This is a genomic window from Arhodomonas sp. AD133 (assembly GCF_051195215.1).
Classification (GTDB): Bacteria; Pseudomonadota; Gammaproteobacteria; order Nitrococcales; family Nitrococcaceae; genus Arhodomonas.
The window spans coordinates 20,907-39,044 of record NZ_JBNAZM010000015.1 but is presented as its reverse complement, the minus strand read 5'-3'; the positions used below and the strand labels follow the sequence as shown (position 1 = coordinate 39,044).

Below are 18,138 nucleotides of genomic sequence, written 5' to 3'. Positions count from 1 at the left end.
CGTGGGCCCGTCGGCCCACGCCTTTTTTGTTTGACTTACCTGCGACCAGTTGACTTGCGTGGGAGGATTCGATGAATAGACCCCGACGGGGCTTTGGCTATCTGTTGCTCGCAACGGTTGGTGTTTTGGCCGGAAGTTCGGTCCTGGCGGCCGAGGATGCGCTCGTCGAGAAAAACGACATTGCTGTCACAGCGACGGACGCCGAGCGCTATCTGAACGCGCAGGTGCCTGAGAAAATGCGCTCCCGGGTTCTCGCGAAAGAGGGTAATCTGCGCGAAATGATCGGCCAGATCTACGTGATCCGCCAACTCGCCCGTGACGCAACGGATTCAGGCGTTGCGGACGACCCCGAAGTGCGCTGGAAGGTCAAGATGGCCGAGCAACGTGCGTTGGGGAAGGCCTACCTGGACACCATGGTCGCCCGAAAGATCCAGGACGTCGATTTCGACGCACTGGCGCGGGAAGAGTACAAGGCGAACCCGGACAAGTATCGCACTGAAGAACAGGTGCGGGCGGCACATGTGCTGATCAATACGTCCGATCGCAGTGCATCGGAAGCGAAGGCGCTCGCCGAGAAGGTCCGAAAGAAGGCTCTGGACGGAGAAGACTTCGCAGCGCTGGCGAAGGAGTACTCCGATGGCTCCAGCGCGGAGAAAGGGGGCGATCTGGGTTACTTTACCCGTGATCGTATGGTCGATCCCTTCGCCAAGGCCGCCTTTGGACTGGAGAAGCCGGGAGATGTCAGCGACGTGGTGAAGACCCGGTTCGGATATCACGTGATCAAGCTCGCTGACCGGAAGCCGGCGAAGCTCCAGCCATTCGAGAAGGTCAAGCCGGGGATCATCAGCTCGCTTCGTGAAGAGCGCCGCAACCAGATTCGTGGTTCGATCATCAGTGATATTCGCGGTGCCGACGGTATCGATGTCGACCAGGCCGCGGTAAAGGCACTTCACGAGTCTCTGCAGGAAAAGGTCGGCGTTGCCGGCAAATAGGGGTTCCGATGTCAGCCGGCAGAGGTTGCCCACCACCAGTGAAGCCGGTGTATTGACTTAGACGTGCCCGATGTCGCCCGAGGTAATCGCCTCGGGCGATTCCCATGTACGCGAGCGGTGTCGCATTTCGCGTGGGTTGACCGGCGGGTCACTGCCGCATTGCGGCGGCGCGCTCTCGTGCGGCTAACAGGGGGGATAATGGAAGGCGCGTAGGGCAGCAGAGATGTCGGCTGCCAAGTGCAGCCGACCTACGCGGCTGTAGGTCGGCGAGCGCGAAGCGCTGGCCGACATCCCGGGAGCTAGCACCAGCCGATCTGCGTGGCTGGCAATACTTTCGAAAAGGTTAGTCTTTGGAACGCTTCAGAATCAGGTAGTCACCAAATGCCTGGATTTGTGCGTAGTGATTCCCGATATAGCGGTCCAAAAGGCGAACGCCGCTGCTTCGTCCGCTGGCGTTCGGTTCCTGGTGCATCGCCCCGCGCCAGATGACGACCCAAGTCACGGCGTTTCGCTCCAGCGCCGCAATCATTTCGGCTTGCGTGGCCCGAGTCGTGACCTCGCCGGGGTGTAGCTCCGCGAATCTCGTCGTCGACGGGCGTTCCGCGAGGAAGTAGAACAACACGTCATTGACGAATATCCGGTCGTGCCGGGGCTTACCGACGTAAATAGCCGTATCCGGCGCGGTTTGCTCACGCAGAAAGCTGACGGCGCGCCGCTGGTCTTCCGGCAGCTTGAAGCCCCGAGCCCTCGGAATCTCCCCAACCGCTTCGTGATTGCTCCGCTCGATAACGCCGACCATCGTGTGTGGGCCCAAACCATCTTGGAATAGGGCCTGGCCGGACGCGATTACCGGCGGCAGAAACAGTAGCAGGATCGACGGCGCGAGGCGGCGCGCACGTGCGTGTGGGCTGGTGAGCCAGCAGCACAGAAGGGTACTCGCCAGCAGAATTGCGGGAAGCATCTGGACCGCGCTGGGGCGTACGAGTCCCTTGCTGAACAGGAGCAATGTCAGAACACTCAACAAAATCAACGCGGTGGCGTGACCGTTGAGGTCATTGGCCGCATCCTTCCCAACCCGATGGCGGTAACCGTTCCGCAGTCCCAGGTAGAGGCCGAATACCGCCACCGGCAAGGGCAGACCCAGCATGACGGTGACCACGGCATTGCTGAGGCGGTGAAGATCGCCCGGTTGGGTCATCGCCGCATGGAGGCTTTTGCTGATGCTGGGGAAGGGCAGTGCACGTACGTCGGCATAGGTGGTTAGCGGGAATGCGACGAGCTGTGCCCATAGCTCACGGATCGGAACGTTCACCAGCAGAAACAACAGGGCAGGTAAGCCCCCCAGCAGCATCGTGCTCAGCAGGATGGGGATGGCGCGGCGTTGTCGGTTACCCGCGAGGGCAACGCCAATGAGCAGCGCCAGCGCCGTGTAAGCACCTACGTCATGTCGAAAGACGGCTGCTACAGCCGCGAGCAGGCCGGCGACGACGAGCAAGCCTGTGCTTCGTTCTGCTTCAAGCCACTGAACGAGTGCGACGCAGGCGCCGATTGCTGCGGCCGAGGCGGGTATCAACGGGTAGCCGTAGAAGCCGATGTACCATAGCCAGGCGACACTGAGCGTGGCAGTCATCGCCGTGGGGCCACGGCGCCTGGTAAACGCCCAGGCGGCGCTGTAGCAGGCGATGGTCAGGAGTGTGCGTGCGAGCGCGTCGTAGATTCGCTCGCTGAGAACGCTCGTGCCAAAGAGCTTGAACCAGCCCGCGAGTGCCCAGAACTGCCCCGGTGCGTAGATCGTCCAGAAGTCCCGGTACGGTACTGCCCCGTCCAGCACCCAAGCGGCGCCGTTCAGGATCAGGCCCTCGTCGTATCGATTGACCTCGCCGGGTGAAATGGCGAACAGGAATACGGCGAATATCCCCAGACCGATCACCGCATGGCCTGTCAGGCGGGCAGACAGGGCGCGCACCTGCGGGCGCGTGTCGGTTCGACGCATTGTGGTGGCCGCGTTGGGTTTCATAATCATGCCCGCGCTTCAGAAGCGGAAGTAGACAAACGCCTCCGAGGAATTCGTCACGGTAACCGCGGTAAGGAAGAGAATCGCCACCGCGAACGCCCAGCCGGCGGTTGGTCGCCACCGTATCGGATGCGGCCGAACGGCGGCCATGCCGAGTGCAGGGCGATAGTCCCGAAGCAGCTGCTGGCCGGTCGGCAGTAGCAGAATGCCTGCCCAGAGTGCCGCGAGCGATGCGCTGAGCGACGACGCTGACAGCCCGGCCCAAAGAGCGTCCCAGCCCCCGGTGAGCCCTTCCGCGGTGCTCATGGCTTCAAGCATCGCCGCAGCAGTGGTCAGATCCTCGGCGCGGAAGAACACCCACGCAACGATGACCGCCACGCTGGTCACCAGCCACGCCAGCGCGCGGCAGGCGAAGCCCTCGTGCCCCCGCCGCCGGAAGTCGGGCGTGAGGTGCCGCCAGAGATGGTTGATGACCAGGTAGCCACCATGCAGTCCACCCCAGACGAGGAAGTTCCAGCCCGCTCCGTGCCACAGGCCGCCGAGCAGCATGGTGATCATCAGGCTGGCGAACCAGCGTGGTGGGCCACGTCGACTCCCGCCGAGCGGGATGTAGAGATAGTCCCGCAGGAAATGCGACAGCGTGATGTGCCAGCGGCGCCAGAACTCGATGATACTGGTGCTGCGGTAGGGGGCATTGAAATTCAGGGGCAGGATGATGCCGAACAGCCGTGCCGCACCGCTGGCCATGTCGGAGTAGGCCGAGAAGTCGAAGTAGATCTGAAAGTGGTAGGCGATTGCACCGGTCCAGGCCTGGGCGGCAGTCAGCGTTGCGCCATTGGCGGCTTGAGAAAAGACCTCATCCGCGTGTACCGCAATACCGTCGGCGATGACGGCTTTCTTGAACAGGCCGATGGCGAACAGTGTGGTGCCGACGGCGACGTCCTCGCCGAAGCGCCGACGGTCCGGGCCGTCACGCAGCTGCGGGATGAGATCCTTGTGGTGCACGATCGGGCCGGCGATAAGCTGCGGGAAGAAGCTCACGAACGCGGCGTACTCCAGTAGTGAGCCGCCGCTTTCATTGCCTGCCCTCGCGTCACACAGGTAGGCAATCTGTTGAAACGTAAAGAACGAGATCGCAAGCGGCAGGGCCAGGGGGGGCGGTTGCACTGCCAGTGCGGTGATTCCGTTGACCGCTTCGGCAAAGAAGCCGGCGTACTTGAATGCGCCCAGGAGCGACAGGTTGAAGACGACACCGGCGGCGAGTAACCAGCGGCTGCCGGTTCGTTCCAGCGCCTTGCCGCAGCCGAAATTCACGGCGATGGATACCAGTAGCAGCCACAAATGTGCGGCTTCGCCCCAACCGTAGAATACCAGCGACCATACGAGCACGGCCGCGACCGCCGGCGCGCGGTGGGGCCCCGCTGTGCGGCTGAGCCACCGATACGTAGTGACTGCAATTGGTAGCAGGGCGAATATGAATGCAAAAGAGTGGAATAGCACGTCGCTATCCCGCTCGTTCTGTATTGCGGATCGCTTGCGCGATGAGCGACGTCAGCACCTTGGCGCCCGCGACGTTTACGTGTGAACAGTCGCCCATCATCGTGAGGGGCACGGCAGCGGGGGTCGCGATGCGGGCCGCGCCGTAGCGATCCGTCAGATCCGCGATGTACGATCGATACCCGGCGAGGTAGCCCGGGCGTATGCGCGATATGTTGTACGTACTGTAGGGCAGGCTGACGTAGTAGATATCGATACCGTTGTCTTGGGCTATCTCGAGCGTTCTCTTCAGGTACCCCGTAAGCAGGGCGTCGGGGGTGAATGATTCCAGTGCGGTCTCCTGGACGAGGCAGCGCGGCGCCTGCATGTCACCGAATAGGTGCCATCCCCGCTGGGTCATGGTTTCCCGATAAAGACGGCGTGTCGTCCGCCCGTGGAATCCTTCGTCGAGCGCCTTGCGGAGCGCAGGCACGCGGTAGTAGGGCAGGCCGAGATATCGGCCGGTCGCTTCGAGCGGCCCTTTGCCGAACGTGCGCCAGCCGCCACGCGCGTAGAGATCCAGCAGGTACGAGGGTGTCAGAAAGCGGAATGCGACGGTTCGTGCCCAGAACGCATCCTCGAACTCCAGATGAAACGGCGCGAACGACAGCACCAGTGTTTCCGGCAACGCATCGCTGGCGGCGAGCTCGCTGAGCACGTAGTAGGCTTCGACGGTGGTGCCGCCGCCGAGGGCAAGGTTATAGACATTACGCCCCGGCAGCAGCCCGGGCCTGACAGCGGCCATGGCACGGCTGTCACCGATGACGAGTGTATCTGGTGTCGTCTCCCCCGCCTGGGCGAGTAGATCGGATTTCGCCTGCCACATGCCGAACTCGGGGCCGAGGAAATGCCAGCGGCCGAGCTCTGTCGCGGCCCACACAGCGCAATACACCAGGCAGATACAGGCTGCCAGCATTGCGAGATAGCGCCGCATTACCGCGGACCCGCTGCGCGTGTGCGGAGGTTGTCGCATGGCGCCGGTCACAGTCTGCGCACGTGTCGCTGCCTTAAAGGGTCTGCCTGGGCGCTGGCGTTGTTGGCTGTGCAGGCGAGCACCGGAAGGTCGACGTCACTACTATTTCGTGTCCCTGCGTTTGCCACTGCCCGGCCAAAGGTATCGAAAGAGCGCATTATGGTCACACAGACACCTTCGTGGAAGATGCCGGGTTGGCGTCGGCGCATCGTCAAGCAACCGTTCGCCTGCTGCCGAATGTGTCGCCCTTTCCCAACGGAGCAGCCGGATCGCAGCGGCTCAGGCGAACGGGCGCACCGTACATGCGTTGATGGTTCGAGGCGGTATCTTCCCGTAGGATACGGCCTCGCAGCGGCCGCGTTGTCTGTGCCGCGTGGTCGCATTTGCAATCATCCGGTTTGACGTCATTAATGCCGCTATCCACGAACAGCCAGGCTGCGACGGGCCAGGAAGGGAACGCCTTGGACGCACCGACGTGGTGTGAGTTCCGGCACGAGACCCTTGTGGTGATGCCGGCCAAAAACGAGGAAGCAGCCATCGGGGCTGTGGTCACCAGTGCGCGGGCGGAAGGGTTCGACGTGCTGGTCGTGGATGACTGCTCGACGGATGCGACCGTGGCAGTGGCTCGTGGCCACGGTGCCACCGTGATCCGATTACCGTTCTCGGCTGGCGCCTGGGGGGCGACGCAGGCGGGCATTCGGTATGCGCTTCGCTGCCACTATCGGTGGACCGTCACCATCGACGCCGACGGCCAGCATGACCCCGCGCACATTCGTCAGTTGCTGGAGGTCATGTGCGCGGGAAAGCGCCCTGTCAACGTAGTGGTTGCCGCGTGCTGGTCGCGGGGCAGTCCCGCGCGACGCATGGCCTGCCATGTGCTCCGTCACCTTGGCGGCCTCGGCATCAACGATTTGACCTCCGGCTACCGGCTATACGATCGGCGCGCCATGGAAGTCGTCTCCGCGGCCGAAGCCACCCTCATCGAGTATCAGGATGTCGGGGTGCTGCTGTTGCTGATGCGTCGTGGCTGCCGTGCGGTCGAGACGTCCGTGCCCATGTGCAAGCGCGCCGACGGTAAATCCCGGATCTTCCGGTCATGGTTCGTGGTGGCTTACTACCTCGCTTACTCAGCGTTGATGTGCTTCAGTAAACGGCGCGTGCTCCCCGGCGAACCGCGGCAGTGGCACCGGGAGACCGAGGGATAGGCGCATGGAAGGTTATATGATTCTGACCGCCGTGGTAGGCGTGTTTCTCGCCGCAGTGATCGTGTGGGCGGTGCGGCGCGACCACCTGCACGCCCAGTATTCCGTGTGGTGGATCGTCGTGGCGACACTGGCCATCGTCTTCGGTGTGTTCCCGTCACTGGTGGACCTGGCCGGTAGCGCGCTTGGGATAAGCTATCCGCCGTCCCTGCTTTTCCTTTTCGGTATCGTCGCGTTGTTGCTCAAGGCACTGATCGGGGATATCGAACGCTCTCGCGCGCGCCAGCAGGTGGTTCGGCTAGCCCAGCGTCTGGCGATCCTGGAAGAGGAGCTTACGCGGGTGCAGGAAGAACGCTCTGACCCGCGCGGAGGTGATGATGGCCGCAGCTAGCCCGAATGAAGCTGCGCCGACGAGGCTATCCCTTGCCCACTGGGCGCAGTTGGCGATCCTGGTGTTGCTGGCGGCGGCGCTGTATCTGCCCGCTATGCAGGTACCGTTCTATTTCGACGATTTCAGCTCCATCGTGGAGAATTTCGCGCTACACGATCCCACGGATCTGGGCGCGATCTGGAATCACGCGCCATCGCGCTTTGTCGGTTCCTGGACCCTGGCGGCCAACTATGCGTTGGGTGGCCAGGACGTGTTCGGCTATCACCTGGTCAATGTGCTGATCCACATCGGTTCCGGGCTGGCGCTGTGGGCTCTGGGTGCCGCTCTGATCCGCAGTGAGGCAATGGCGGGCGCCGCCGGGGATGGCTGGGCCAAGTGGTTGCCGCTGATTGCCGCATTGCTCTTCGTCGCTCACCCCCTCCAGACACAGGCGGTCACGTATATAGTCCAGCGTTATGCCTCGCTGGTAGCGATGTTCTATCTGGCGAGCATGGCGTTTTATGCCTGGGCGCGCGTCCATTCATCGTATCGGTGGTTCGCTGCCTGCGCGCTCTGCGCGGCTTTGGCGCTGTTCACCAAGCAGAACGCCGCCACGCTGCCCGTTGCGTTGCTGCTGGTCGAGCTGGTCTTCTTCCAGAAGCTTTCGCCGCGCATGCGCGCGGTACTTGCCGCAGCCGCGGCGCTGCTGGCGATCGCGGTTTACGCATTGGTCAACCTGGACAGTCTGAACCAGGTGGGCATCACCCGCGAGACCATGGACATCTCCCGGCTGGACTACCTCGCCACGCAGATGGAGGTGCTGTGGCGGTACGTCGGTCTGTTCTTCCTGCCCGTGGATCAGCGCCTCGAGTACGATATTGCCCTCGCCGGTGGTTTCCATCAATGGGGCACTGCCCTGGCCACTGTCGGGCACCTCGCCTTGATCGCCGGCGCGTTCGCTTTCTGGCGGCGTCTTCCGATGGCAGCGTTCGGGATGCTGTTCTTCTACATCGCCCACGCCGTGGAGTCGAGCATATTCCCCATAACGGATCTGGCCTTCGAGCATCGTACTTACCTTCCGAACGCCGGTATCGCCCTGGCCGTGGGCAGTGCATTGGCCTGGCTCATCGGGCGAGGCCGTTTCAAAGTGGCGGGATGGGTAGCGGTAGGGCTTGCGGTCGCCGCCTTCAGCGGTTTGACGGTGAACCGGAACCTGTTGTGGCAGGATCGTATCGCGTTCCTCCGTGCTGACGCGGAGCTGTCTTCCTCCTCGCCCCGTGCGTGGACCAGCCTCGCCAAGGAGCTCATGCGCGATGGCAAGCACCGGGAGGCGCTGGATGCCCTCGGTACCGCGCTCAACAAGGGCCGAACCAGTTATGGCCTGGAAGTGCCTGGTGCGACGCTCGTGAATACGGTCATGGCGTTGCACTACACGGGCCAGAATCGCAAGGCGCTGCATTTCGCTCGCAAAGTGCCCGTTGATGAGCTCACGCAGGTTGAGCGCAGCCGTTTTCACGAGGCGCGCGGCCTGGCACTGCTGAGCCTCGCCGACATGGGCCGGGCCCGAAAGGAGATCGAGGAGGCGGTAGACACCTACCCGAATGTCAACGCACTCGCCGTTCTCGCCGCACTCGATCTGGCGCAGGATCACCCGGATAGGGCCCTGAAGCGGGCCCGCCGGGTTCTCGAGGTAAATCCCGGACACCCGCTCGCAAAGAAGGTGCTCAAACGCCTGGCCGAACGATGAAGTCCGGCGCATGAAGCGCAGTGCAATCCGCCATGCCGGGGAAACATTCGCAGCGAAGCCACACGAAACCGGGGTTATCCCATCCGTCCCGGCGACACCGTCGCGTAGTGACCCTGGTGAGTGCTGGGCAACTTCACCCCATCGCTAACGGGCGTGGTATCCAGGGGGGGCTATGTGTTGACGGCGTAGCGTTGGCGATAGATACTCAGCCTATGTCTTGGCATATGCCGGCGTGGCTATGGAGGTGGAGCGATGCCGTCACGAAAGGACCAGAGACGAGTCCACCTGTTCCGTAACGGGCGCAATCAGGCATTACGGATTCCGCGGGAGTTCGAGCTCGAGGGTAACGAGGCGATTATCCGCAGGGAGGGAGATCACCTGGTCATCGAACCGGTTGGTCACCGGCGTCTCTTGTCGATACTCGACGAGTTGCCCGAATTGGACGAGCCCTTCCCCGATATCGACGAAGGCCTCGGGCCGCCGGATGATGTCGAGTTCTAGCGATGAGTCCAGGCTACCTGCTCGATACCAACATCATATCCGCGCTGGTGCGCAAGCCCCGAGGATCGGTGGCGACACGTATTGCAGCCGTCGGTGAGGACAGCGTATGTACGAGCGTGGTCGTTACCGCAGAGCTACGCTTCGGCGCAGCGAAGAGCGGTTCCGAGCGTCTCGTTCGGCAGCTCGAAACGGTTCTCTCGGCGGTCAAGATCTTGCCTTTGGAGCCGCCTGTCGATGCCCATTACGCTGCACTGCGCCATGACCTCGAGCGAGCGGGCACACCTATCGGCCCGAATGACATGCTCATAGCTGCTCATGCACGGGCGCTTGGGCTCACCGTGGTGACGGCGAACATTCGTGAGTTCGAGCGTGTCCCCGACCTGGCGGTCGAGGACTGGCTCTCGGATCAAGGACTCGCAGGGCGGATGTAACGAAGCGTAGACCGCTACGCCGGGGAAACATCCGCTGCGAAGCCACACGAAACCGGGCTTACCGCAACCGCCGCGGCAAATTCGAAAAAAGCGCCCCGGTGGCACCGAGCAGCAAACTCCCGAGCCATGGCGGCACCGCCCAGTAGTGGCCTTGGTGAGACCCTGGCAGCCAGTGCCCGTAGCGCTCGGGAGTGCGTGCCAGGAATGACATGCCATCGGCGCCGGTCGCAGCCAACCCCGCCACAGCCAGTAACGACAACGACAGCACGGCGAATCCGACCGTTCCCGCGCACACGCGTTCCGTGGCGGTAGGCGGCTGGCCGTTCACTCGCCAGGGACGAAAGCCGTAATAGAGCAATACGCCCGCCGCTGCGCCGAGCAGATTGAGCAGGAAATCGTTGAAGTCCACATAGTCGCTGTACGAAACAGTGACATAGGTATACTGAAGCAGTTCATCGGCGATGCCGAGCAGTGTCGTCGCCAGCAACACCGGACCGAGCAATAGCCGGCTGCGATCCGGGTCGGCGAACCAAGCGAGCAGATAGGCGAGCAGGGCGTACTGGGGATAGTGCAGATACTCAGCAACCGAGTAGATGAGCCACTGATCGACCGCCACGAACATCGCCAGCCACAGGCCCCAGCCGATCAGGGTCGGTGAGCGCACGGATGCCAGCCGGGCCCGGCGCACCTGTTGCGGGAAGACAAAGAAGGCCGCCAACAGGACAGCCCATCCAATGTGGTCGGCCGGGCGAACCGCGCCGACCAGCGGCCACTGCCAGGTGGTGACCAGGAGCTTCGAGAACGCCAGGTGTCCAAGGCTCGTGGCGAGCCAGTAAGCCGTCAGAATGACCGCGCCGATGCCCGCACGTCGTTCGCTCATTGATCGATGAACAGGCCGTGTTGTCCGCGAAGGATAGTGGAATCGTCCTTGCCGTGACCGTCGACGGGATACCCGTCGATCGTCCCGCCGGCATCGAGGAAAACGCCGAGGTTGCCGGCGCCATCGCGTCCGTCACCGTAATCGCGTTTGCCGGAAACGCCCAGCGCATGGGCGCCCGTGATATACGTATCAACACCCTCGGTATCGAATAGCGCACCGACGGCATGCTGTGCCGCCGCGCCCAGGGATAGGTCTGCGGCGTAGTGGTCGTCGTCGCCACCGCAGTCGAGAAGCTTTCCTACAGCCAGGTCCCAGGCGGCGCCCTGGTTGGCTGCGGTACGGCCCGTGTAACTGTCGTTACCTGCACCTTCGTGCAGCATACCAGCACCAAGGTGAGCGCCTGCGCCCTGGCTGTAGCGCCCACCCCGGTAACGGTCGGCTCCGGTAGCGTCAGCGAGCAGACCGACACCCAGGTAGTAGCCCACGCCCTGAGTGAAATTGCCACCATGGTAGACGTCGTCTCCGGCCAGGTCCTCGAGGACGCCCACACCGCCGGCGGCACTGCCGCGGGATCCCATGCCGACGCCCTGGGAAAACGCCTGGTAGTGACCGTCGATGCCGTAGCTCGACGGATAAACTCCGCCGGCGTGGTATTGGTCATCGCCCGCTGAATCCCGCAGCATGCCCGACCCACCCGGCCCGCCAAAGCCCTGGGCGTATTTGGCGGCGCGATAATGGTCGTCGCCGGCCGAATCCTCGATCATGCCGATACCGAATAGCGCAGCGCCCTGAGCGAGCGTGCCGGCCCGATAGCGGTCATGACCTTCGTGATCCACCAGCACCCCGATGCCGAGTACCGCGGCCCCTTGACCCACGAGCTGGGCGCGGTAGTGGTCATCGCCTGCCACGTCGACCACCAGGGAAGCGCTCAGGATGCCACCGGCGAGGCCACCCGGTTCGTCGGCACGGTAATGGTCATCGCCGGCGAGATCGATCACCGCGTGGGTGCGTGCCGGCGCGGGCACCTCGTATTGATCATTGCCGCCGAGATCGATGATGAGCGCAGCCGGGCCCCGATAAACGTTATCGTCAGCCCCGCCGATAATGAGCCAGCCAATCGGCGTTTGCCGCGCCGCCAGAAGTGGGCCGCTCACGTGCTTGTGCAGTGCTTCCGGCGTAGGAATGGGGGATCGTTGGATGAGCGCTGCGCGCAACGCCTCTAGCTGCGCCGGCGAGACCAGGTTCCGCAGAATCGCCGCGGTTTGGTGCAGCGCCCGGCGGTCGATGGCCTGCGCTGCCGCCAGGAGTGTCGTACCCAGGGGGTGATCGGAGAGATCAGTGCCGGTTGACGTGCGCTCCAGCAACGCCGGCAGTGCATCCTGCAAGGCCGCGGTGTCGACGTCGGGCGGCAGCTCTGCAAAGGCTCGTGCGAGAGAGGCGTCAATGGCCTTCATGCGCGCAAGCAGCGCCTCGACTGCTGACCCTTCCCGGCTGGCTACCGGGCAGGCGCTTTCCCGTTGGCAGGTGGCTGACGAGCGCCGAAACAGCGCCGGCAAGACGTCGCGTGCCGTAAAGACCATCTCCGGCGAAAAAGGCTGGCTCAGGGCGTCGTCGATGGCTGGGGTCTTGAACGGCACATCGACTGCTGACAGTGAGCTGGCCAGTGTTTCGCGTAGCAACTTCCAGTCGGCGTTGACGCCGGCTTCATCGATTACCGTCGCAAAAGTCCGTGCCACCTCCGGCCCGCCACACGCGGTCTGCCCGGCCACAAAGGACGGCGCTACAGCCATCAGCGCGACCAGGGCAATGCAAGGCCGCATCAAAATGCCGAGGGGAGATCGCGATTCGCTGGTCGACATGAGCGCACTATACCGACGAGCGACGCCCGACGCATGGAGCAGTGAGTTACTGCGTTGCCCAACCCGGCATCCCGCGCACGCCACCGGGGTTCTCGCTATACCGGTGCGCTGTAGCTGGCGTCACAGAAGGATAGGGGGCGTCAGGGGTCGTAGGGTAGCCGAAGCGCACACCATCACCGTGGATACTCCTTTGTCGGCCAAGCGCGCTGTGCATGAACATCGCTGAACGATCGCCGCAGGTCGGCGAGCGCACAGCGTGGGCCGACATTCCCGTCGCAGAGATGTCGGCTGCCAAGTGCCGCCGACCTACGGCCATTGGTGCAGCGGCGGTGCTTCGGCGAGCACGGCGGCGTTGCCCGGTCGGTTCCGTGGGTTCGGTCACGTAGGTCGGGGACCGCCGCAGGCGGTGCCCGACATCGGTTACTCTGTGGGACGGGTTCGGCTGCCGGGTGCGAAGGGCGGAACCCGTGCGGGGAAAGTCGGTTGCTCTCGGCAACCGACAAGCCGGAAGGGGGCGTTAGGGACTGTTCGGTGGGAAAAACGAAGCGGCGTCCACCATCACAGCGCCCCGCCTGGCACATTCCCACAACGCGCCATGTGCGCTACGCGGTCACGCTGTGTCAACTCAACACGTCCTCGGGTCGCTCGGCGGTGAGAATGTTCTCGGACCACACCAGCAGCGTATCGACATCGGCCGCCTCGATACGCCGACGCTGCGCCGCTGAGAGCGCACCGAACTTTCGTTCCATCAGCCGGATGAGCACCGCGGCTTCGCCCTTTTGCCGCCCTTGCTCCAGACCCTGTTGCAGCCCCCGTTGCAGACCCCGCTCGGTGAAACGCTCGGCGAAGGAGTTCATAGTGCGTGCCTCGTCCGTATAGCGGCGCTCGAATTCGTCGCGTTCATTATCATCGAGCGCTGTGTAGATGTCGATGAAATCCAGATACTTGGCCTGCTGGTCCGGATCCGCCTCCAACCCCAACAGCCCGCGTACCGCCTGGGCGAAGATGGTCACCTTGTCGGCGGTCGGATAAGCCATGTTTGGCAAATTCAGCCTGGCGATCAGGTTGTCGCTCGCCAGGTAGCGCTTGGCCGGCAACGTCGTGAGCTCACAGGCGAGGTAGTGAAAGCGGAGATAGCGGTGATGGTCCCCGCCTAGCGCTAGCTTCGCCGGTGCGGCTTGGCCACGAAGGAAGATCACCACCGGCACCACACGATGGGTGTCGAATAGCTCCGCGAGATCCAAACAATAGTGGGCGAGGCGGTAGATGTTGAACCGACTGGCAGTGCTCTCCTCCTCTAACGCGAACAGCACTGCCTCACGCCGGCCGTCCGGCCACTCCACCAGCAGCGGGACATCCAGCTCGCGGAAGCGCTCGCCGAGACGTTCCTGCAGTTGCTCCTGGCGGATGGGCACGATGTGGGCCGCGTCGTCCACATCCGCCGCTTCCTCGGCGGCGAAAAAACGCAGCGCCTGGCGCGGATAGTCGAGAATGAGGTTCTTGAAGTTCTGGTCGTGGTTCATCGGGCCGGTCCTTGTGCCGTGGTGCGGGTGTCCCTCCCGCGCGGGCTGAAAAGTTACTATGCCAGCCGGCAGCGCCCCGTTGAACCCGCGTCGCTGTCGCTGTAGGGCGCATGGAGCGAAGCGCAATGCGCCATGGTTGAACAATCTGCTCCCGGCCGCACACTCCGCCAAGCTCCATGCGCCCCACACGACCACCCCACCTCAGCGCAACACGTCCTCGGGCCGCTCGGCGGTGAGAATGTTTTCGGACCACGCCAACAGGCTGTCGGCGTCGGCGGTCTCGATGTGCCGGCGCTGGTCGGGGGGCGCATATCGAACTTGGGCTCCATCTGACGGATAAGCGCGAAGGCCTCCGCTTATGCGCACGTTCTGATCCATGCTACGTTGAAGCGCAATCGCGACAGACGTGGGCACCGGAACGCCTCACGCGCCCTCGTGCCGCCGGTACCGAGCGGTAGCAACCGTCAAGGACGACAACGCATGCCCGACCACGATCACAGCTACAGGCTACTGTTCTCCCATCCGGTGATGGTCGCCGACCTCATCCGCGGCTTCGTCCACGAGGACTGGGTGGCGCAGGTGGACTTCACCACGCTGGAACGCGTCAACCAGAGTTTTGTCACCGACAACCTCCTCGACCGCGAGGACGACATCATCTGGCGGGTGCGCTGGCGCGGCAGCTGGCTCTACGTCTACCTGCTGCTGGAGTTCCAATCCACTAATGACCGGTTCATGGCCGTGCGCATGCTCACCTACGTGGGCCTTCTCTACCAAGAGCTCGTCCGGGGCGATCAGGTCACCGATGAAGACACGCTGCCGCCGGTGTTGCCGCTGGTGCTCTACAATGGGGACCGACCCTGGCGCGCGCCGACCAGCATGGCCGAGCTGATCGAGACAGTGCCCGGCGGACTCGAGCATTACCGCCCGACACTCAATTACTTGCTGCTCGACGAAGGCGCGCTGGACGAGCATGATTTGCCGTCGGTGCGCAACCTGGCGGCTGCGCTCTTCCGGCTGGAACGAAGCCGCGGCCCCGGCGATCTAAGAGCGGTGATCACGGCGCTCGCGGACTGGCTGGCCGCCCCGGAGCAGACCGGTCTGCGCCGGGCGTTTACCGTGTGGATCAAGCGGGTGCTGCTGCCCCGGCGGGTGCCGGGGGCGGAGATCCCGGAGGTCACGGATCTGGAAGAGGTGAATACTATGCTCTCGGAACGCGAAATCGACTGGAGCCGGGACTGGCGCGAGCAGGGCTTGGCAGAGGGGCGCAAAGAGGGCGAGGCAGCCTTGCTGGTACGCCAGATGGAGCGCCGGTTCGGTGCGCTTGATGAGGCGACGCGCCAGCGCATCGCCGAGGCCGACGCGGAGACGCTGCTGCTGTGGGGCGAGAATATCCTCACCGCCGAGTGCGTCGAAGAGGTATTCCACCAGTAAGTGGACCCCTGGGCGCGTCAGCGTATTGGCCGGCAGTGTGTCGAGCGCATGAAGCGAAGCGCAGTGGCCGCTTCCGACGTTGGCCCGCCGGCACATTCCGTTTCGCTCCATGTGCCCTACAGGGAATCGCTCAAGCCAAGGTGCGGTAGAGCGCGCTAACCTGGGCGGCGATACGATCGATACGGAACTCTGCATCAAACCGCGCCCGCGCCGCCCTTCCCGCAGGGGCCAACAGCTCGGGCTGATCGCGCAACAAGGCCAGACGCTCCGCCAGTGCCGCACTATCCCCCGGTGGCACATGCCACCCCGTCTCACCGTCACGAACGACCCAGCTCATTCCGGAGCCAGGCACCCGGCTTACTATAGCCGGCCGACCGAGCGCCATCGCTTCTAACAGCACCACCCCGAACGCCTCCGCTCGGTTGAGCGAGGGCAAGCAGAGCACGTCACAACTCGCCATGAGCGCATTGCGCTCGGCATCCGTCACGCGGCCCGCCAAACGGATCGAAGACCGCCCGTCACCGCCCTGCGCCAGCGCTTGAAGCGACGGCTTCTCCTCCCCGTCACCAACGACGACGACCTCCAGGCCGGATACCCGTTCAGCCGCCTCGATGAGCCGGTCGATACCCTTGTACTTCGACAGCCGTCCCACGCAGAGAACCTTCAGCCGCTCGGGATACTGCCACGGCATGCCGTCAGCGTCGGCCGATACGCGCTCCAGCGGCAGGCCGAGCGGGATGACCTCGGCCTTGCTCCGCCACCGTGCCAGCGCCTCGCTGGACGAGAGATAGTCTGGCGAGGTCGCGACAATCGCATCCGCACGCCGCAACAACGTCTGCTCCAGCGGCCGGTAGAATGGATAGAGACGCCGCAGCTTCTCCTCCATGCCCGGACCAACCACATCGGCGTGCCAGTGCACCACCCAGGGCAGACGCCGGGCCGCCGGCAGGCCCAGCAGCCAGAAAGCCGACGTATTGGGCATGTGAACATGGAGAACGTCGGGGCGTTCCGTGGAGATCGCACGGCGCAAGGCCCATGGGAATGCCGGGCTGATCGGTGCGTAGGCGATCTGGCCATACGAAGGTACCCGATGAATCGCCGTACCATGCCAGTGTTCCCGAGTGACGTGCTTCGGCGCATCCGGCGAGTGATGCACGACCGCGGATACGTCGACCCCGAGCGGTGTCGTGGCCAACACCAGGTCCGCCATGAAGTTCTCGATGCCGCCGTTGAATGGCGGAAAGTACTTGCCGATATGGAGGACGCGCATCTTGCTCCAAGGGGGCTACCGGGTAGAATCGTGGCAGCAGGGTACGGCAAGCACACGAAGTTGCGTAGCCCGCTGATGCCGTCCGTCGGCATGTGACACAAATGCGGTGTATGTGCGACGTAGTCCTGCCTGCCGCGGTTCGCCATCTGGTAGCCTTGCTGCCCACATGGGCGACCTATTCCGAAGTCACCGGAACCATGGAGACGAACAACGGCGAGCCGGCCAGCGGCGATAACGCGGTGGTGATGGCGTGTACGCACCCCTACTGGTCCGCCCGACAAGTGGGTAGCCAGCACTTGGCGCGTCAATTCGCCCGGCGCGGCTGGAAAGTCTACTACCTCTCCGCGGCCGTCACGCCTTTTCACATGGCCAGGATCGCTGCACCGGAGGTGTCGCAGCGGGTACGCACGGCATGCTCATCGCCGACGCGGCACGAGGGCGGCGCCATAGAGTCCTATGTCCCATTCGCCGTTGTCGCACCGGATGGTCGTCCGTTTCTGCGAGCGCCGATTACGAGCCGCCACTGGTGGCGAACGCTTCTCCCGCAAGTTCGACGCCGGCTACGCGGCAACGTCCTACGGCACGAGTCGACGTTGCTCTACATAGACAATCTTTCTTATGGCTGGCTGCTCGACTGGTTGCCCTATGACTATTCCGTTTTTCGCGTGATGGATGACCACGAGCGATTTCCGGGGTGGCAGGGCAGAGCGCACGGCCTCGCGCGGGACATTGCACAGAAGGTCGACCTCACGGTCTATTCGGCAGCGACGCTGGCGGACTATGTCGATAGCCTGAACCCCTGTAAGGCTGCGTTGGTGCCCAACGGCGTGGACGTCGATGCCTTCTCCGGCCGACAGTGCACGCGTACAATTCCCGACGCAATACGGCGCGTAAAGCGCCCCCTGGTGCTGTATACGGGGGCCATAGATGACCGGGTGGACCTTGACACGATCGCACGGGCCGCACGACGGTTACCGCACGTATCGTTCGTCATGATGGGGCCGCGGGACGTCTCGTCGCGAGGCATGTCCCTGCCCGAAAACGTCGTCTTTACAGGGCATGTCGCTCACGAGCAGTTGCCCGCCTGCATGCAGCATGCAGTGGCGGGGATCGTTCCGTTCAGGGGGGCGGCGGACGAGCCGCATGCACTCCGCGGTGTACGTCCGCTCAAGATGCTGGAATACCTCGCGGCTGGCCTGCCGGTCATCTCCGCAAGCTGGGCAGAGACCGAGGCAGAGGATATACCTGTGTGGCGGTACAGGAACGTCGACGACCTCGTTGCTCTGGTGGAACGTGCGCTCACCCACTCACACGATCCTTCGGCGGGGCGGCGATACGCCGAAAGATATGACTGGAATGGGCAGCTAGGCCGGATCCTGGCTGCATTGAACCTAGCGTAAGGACAATAA

15 protein-coding genes are annotated in these 18,138 nt (G+C 63.6%); 8 read left to right on the top strand and 7 right to left on the bottom strand.

Translation table 11 applies throughout. From position 1 onward, the window contains the following. Nucleotides 1–71 precede the first annotated feature (71 nt). Nucleotides 72–992 (top strand): peptidylprolyl isomerase, encoded by a 921-nt coding sequence (locus tag ACPEES_RS10785; protein WP_435103487.1) that lies wholly within the window; start codon nt 72–74, stop codon nt 990–992. Between the two features lie 343 nt (nt 993–1,335). Here the strand turns inward: ACPEES_RS10785 and ACPEES_RS10780 are convergent, their stop codons facing one another. The 3 genes from ACPEES_RS10780 to ACPEES_RS10770 all read right to left on the bottom strand — a co-directional run bounded on the left by ACPEES_RS10780 (nt 1,336) and on the right by ACPEES_RS10770 (nt 5,476). After that, complete coding sequence (locus ACPEES_RS10780; protein ID WP_435103486.1) at nt 1,336–3,015, bottom strand: hypothetical protein; 1,680 nt, start codon at nt 3,013–3,015, stop codon at nt 1,336–1,338. Nucleotides 3,016–3,024: 9 nt separating this feature from the next. Then, a complete protein-coding gene (locus ACPEES_RS10775) occupies nt 3,025–4,395 on the bottom strand; it encodes an MBOAT family O-acyltransferase (RefSeq protein ID WP_435103485.1) in 1,371 nt (456 codons plus the stop codon). A 115-nt stretch (nt 4,396–4,510) separates the two neighbouring features. Further along, a complete protein-coding gene (locus ACPEES_RS10770) occupies nt 4,511–5,476 on the bottom strand; it encodes a hypothetical protein (RefSeq protein WP_435103484.1) in 966 nt (321 codons plus the stop codon). 548 nt (nt 5,477–6,024) lie between these two features. On the opposite strand from ACPEES_RS10770, the gene ACPEES_RS10765 reads away from it, so the two are divergent. The 5 genes from ACPEES_RS10765 (at nt 6,025) to ACPEES_RS10745 (ending at nt 9,766) form a co-directional block, all read left to right on the top strand. Beyond that, a complete protein-coding gene (locus ACPEES_RS10765) occupies nt 6,025–6,720 on the top strand; it encodes a glycosyltransferase family 2 protein (protein ID WP_435103483.1) in 696 nt (231 codons plus the stop codon). A 4-nt stretch (nt 6,721–6,724) separates the two neighbouring features. Next, a complete protein-coding gene (locus tag ACPEES_RS10760) occupies nt 6,725–7,108 on the top strand; it encodes a DUF2304 domain-containing protein (RefSeq protein ID WP_435103482.1) in 384 nt (127 codons plus the stop codon). Beyond that, complete coding sequence (locus ACPEES_RS10755) at nt 7,095–8,834, top strand: hypothetical protein (protein WP_435103481.1); 1,740 nt, start codon at nt 7,095–7,097, stop codon at nt 8,832–8,834. Before ACPEES_RS10760 ends, ACPEES_RS10755 begins: the two co-directional genes overlap by 14 nt. A 252-nt stretch (nt 8,835–9,086) precedes the next feature. After that, on the top strand, nt 9,087–9,335 hold the full coding sequence (locus ACPEES_RS10750; protein WP_435103480.1) for an antitoxin: 249 nt from the start codon (nt 9,087–9,089) through the stop codon (nt 9,333–9,335). Between the two features lie 2 nt (nt 9,336–9,337). Next, entirely contained in the window at nt 9,338–9,766 is a 429-nt protein-coding gene (locus ACPEES_RS10745) for a type II toxin-antitoxin system VapC family toxin (RefSeq protein ID WP_435103479.1), read from the top strand. A gap of 58 nt (nt 9,767–9,824) precedes the next feature. Here the strand turns inward: ACPEES_RS10745 and ACPEES_RS10740 are convergent, their stop codons facing one another. The 3 genes from ACPEES_RS10740 to ACPEES_RS10730 all read right to left on the bottom strand — a co-directional run bounded on the left by ACPEES_RS10740 (nt 9,825) and on the right by ACPEES_RS10730 (nt 14,028). Then, nucleotides 9,825–10,646 carry a VanZ family protein gene (locus ACPEES_RS10740; protein ID WP_435103478.1) on the bottom strand — a complete coding sequence of 274 codons (822 nt, stop codon included), beginning with the start codon at nt 10,644–10,646 and terminating at the stop codon, nt 9,825–9,827. Next, nucleotides 10,643–12,382, bottom strand: a complete 1,740-nt coding sequence (locus ACPEES_RS10735) for a hypothetical protein (RefSeq protein ID WP_435103477.1) — start codon at nt 12,380–12,382, stop codon at nt 10,643–10,645. Before ACPEES_RS10735 ends, ACPEES_RS10740 begins: the two co-directional genes overlap by 4 nt. 743 nt (nt 12,383–13,125) lie before the next feature. Beyond that, complete coding sequence (locus ACPEES_RS10730) at nt 13,126–14,028, bottom strand: DUF4351 domain-containing protein (protein WP_435103476.1); 903 nt, start codon at nt 14,026–14,028, stop codon at nt 13,126–13,128. A gap of 480 nt (nt 14,029–14,508) precedes the next feature. On the opposite strand from ACPEES_RS10730, the gene ACPEES_RS10725 reads away from it, so the two are divergent. Further along, nucleotides 14,509–15,459, top strand: a complete 951-nt coding sequence (locus tag ACPEES_RS10725; protein ID WP_435103475.1) for an Rpn family recombination-promoting nuclease/putative transposase — start codon at nt 14,509–14,511, stop codon at nt 15,457–15,459. A 130-nt stretch (nt 15,460–15,589) separates the two neighbouring features. On the opposite strand, the gene ACPEES_RS10720 is transcribed toward ACPEES_RS10725, so the two are convergent. Beyond that, nucleotides 15,590–16,729, bottom strand: coding sequence for a glycosyltransferase (locus ACPEES_RS10720; protein WP_435103474.1), 1,140 nt, complete (start codon nt 16,727–16,729; stop codon nt 15,590–15,592). A gap of 110 nt (nt 16,730–16,839) precedes the next feature. Between ACPEES_RS10720 and ACPEES_RS10715 the strand changes: the two genes are divergently transcribed. Beyond that, entirely contained in the window at nt 16,840–18,129 is a 1,290-nt protein-coding gene (locus ACPEES_RS10715) for a glycosyltransferase (protein ID WP_435103473.1), read from the top strand. The last annotated feature ends 9 nt before the right edge of the window (nt 18,130–18,138 follow it).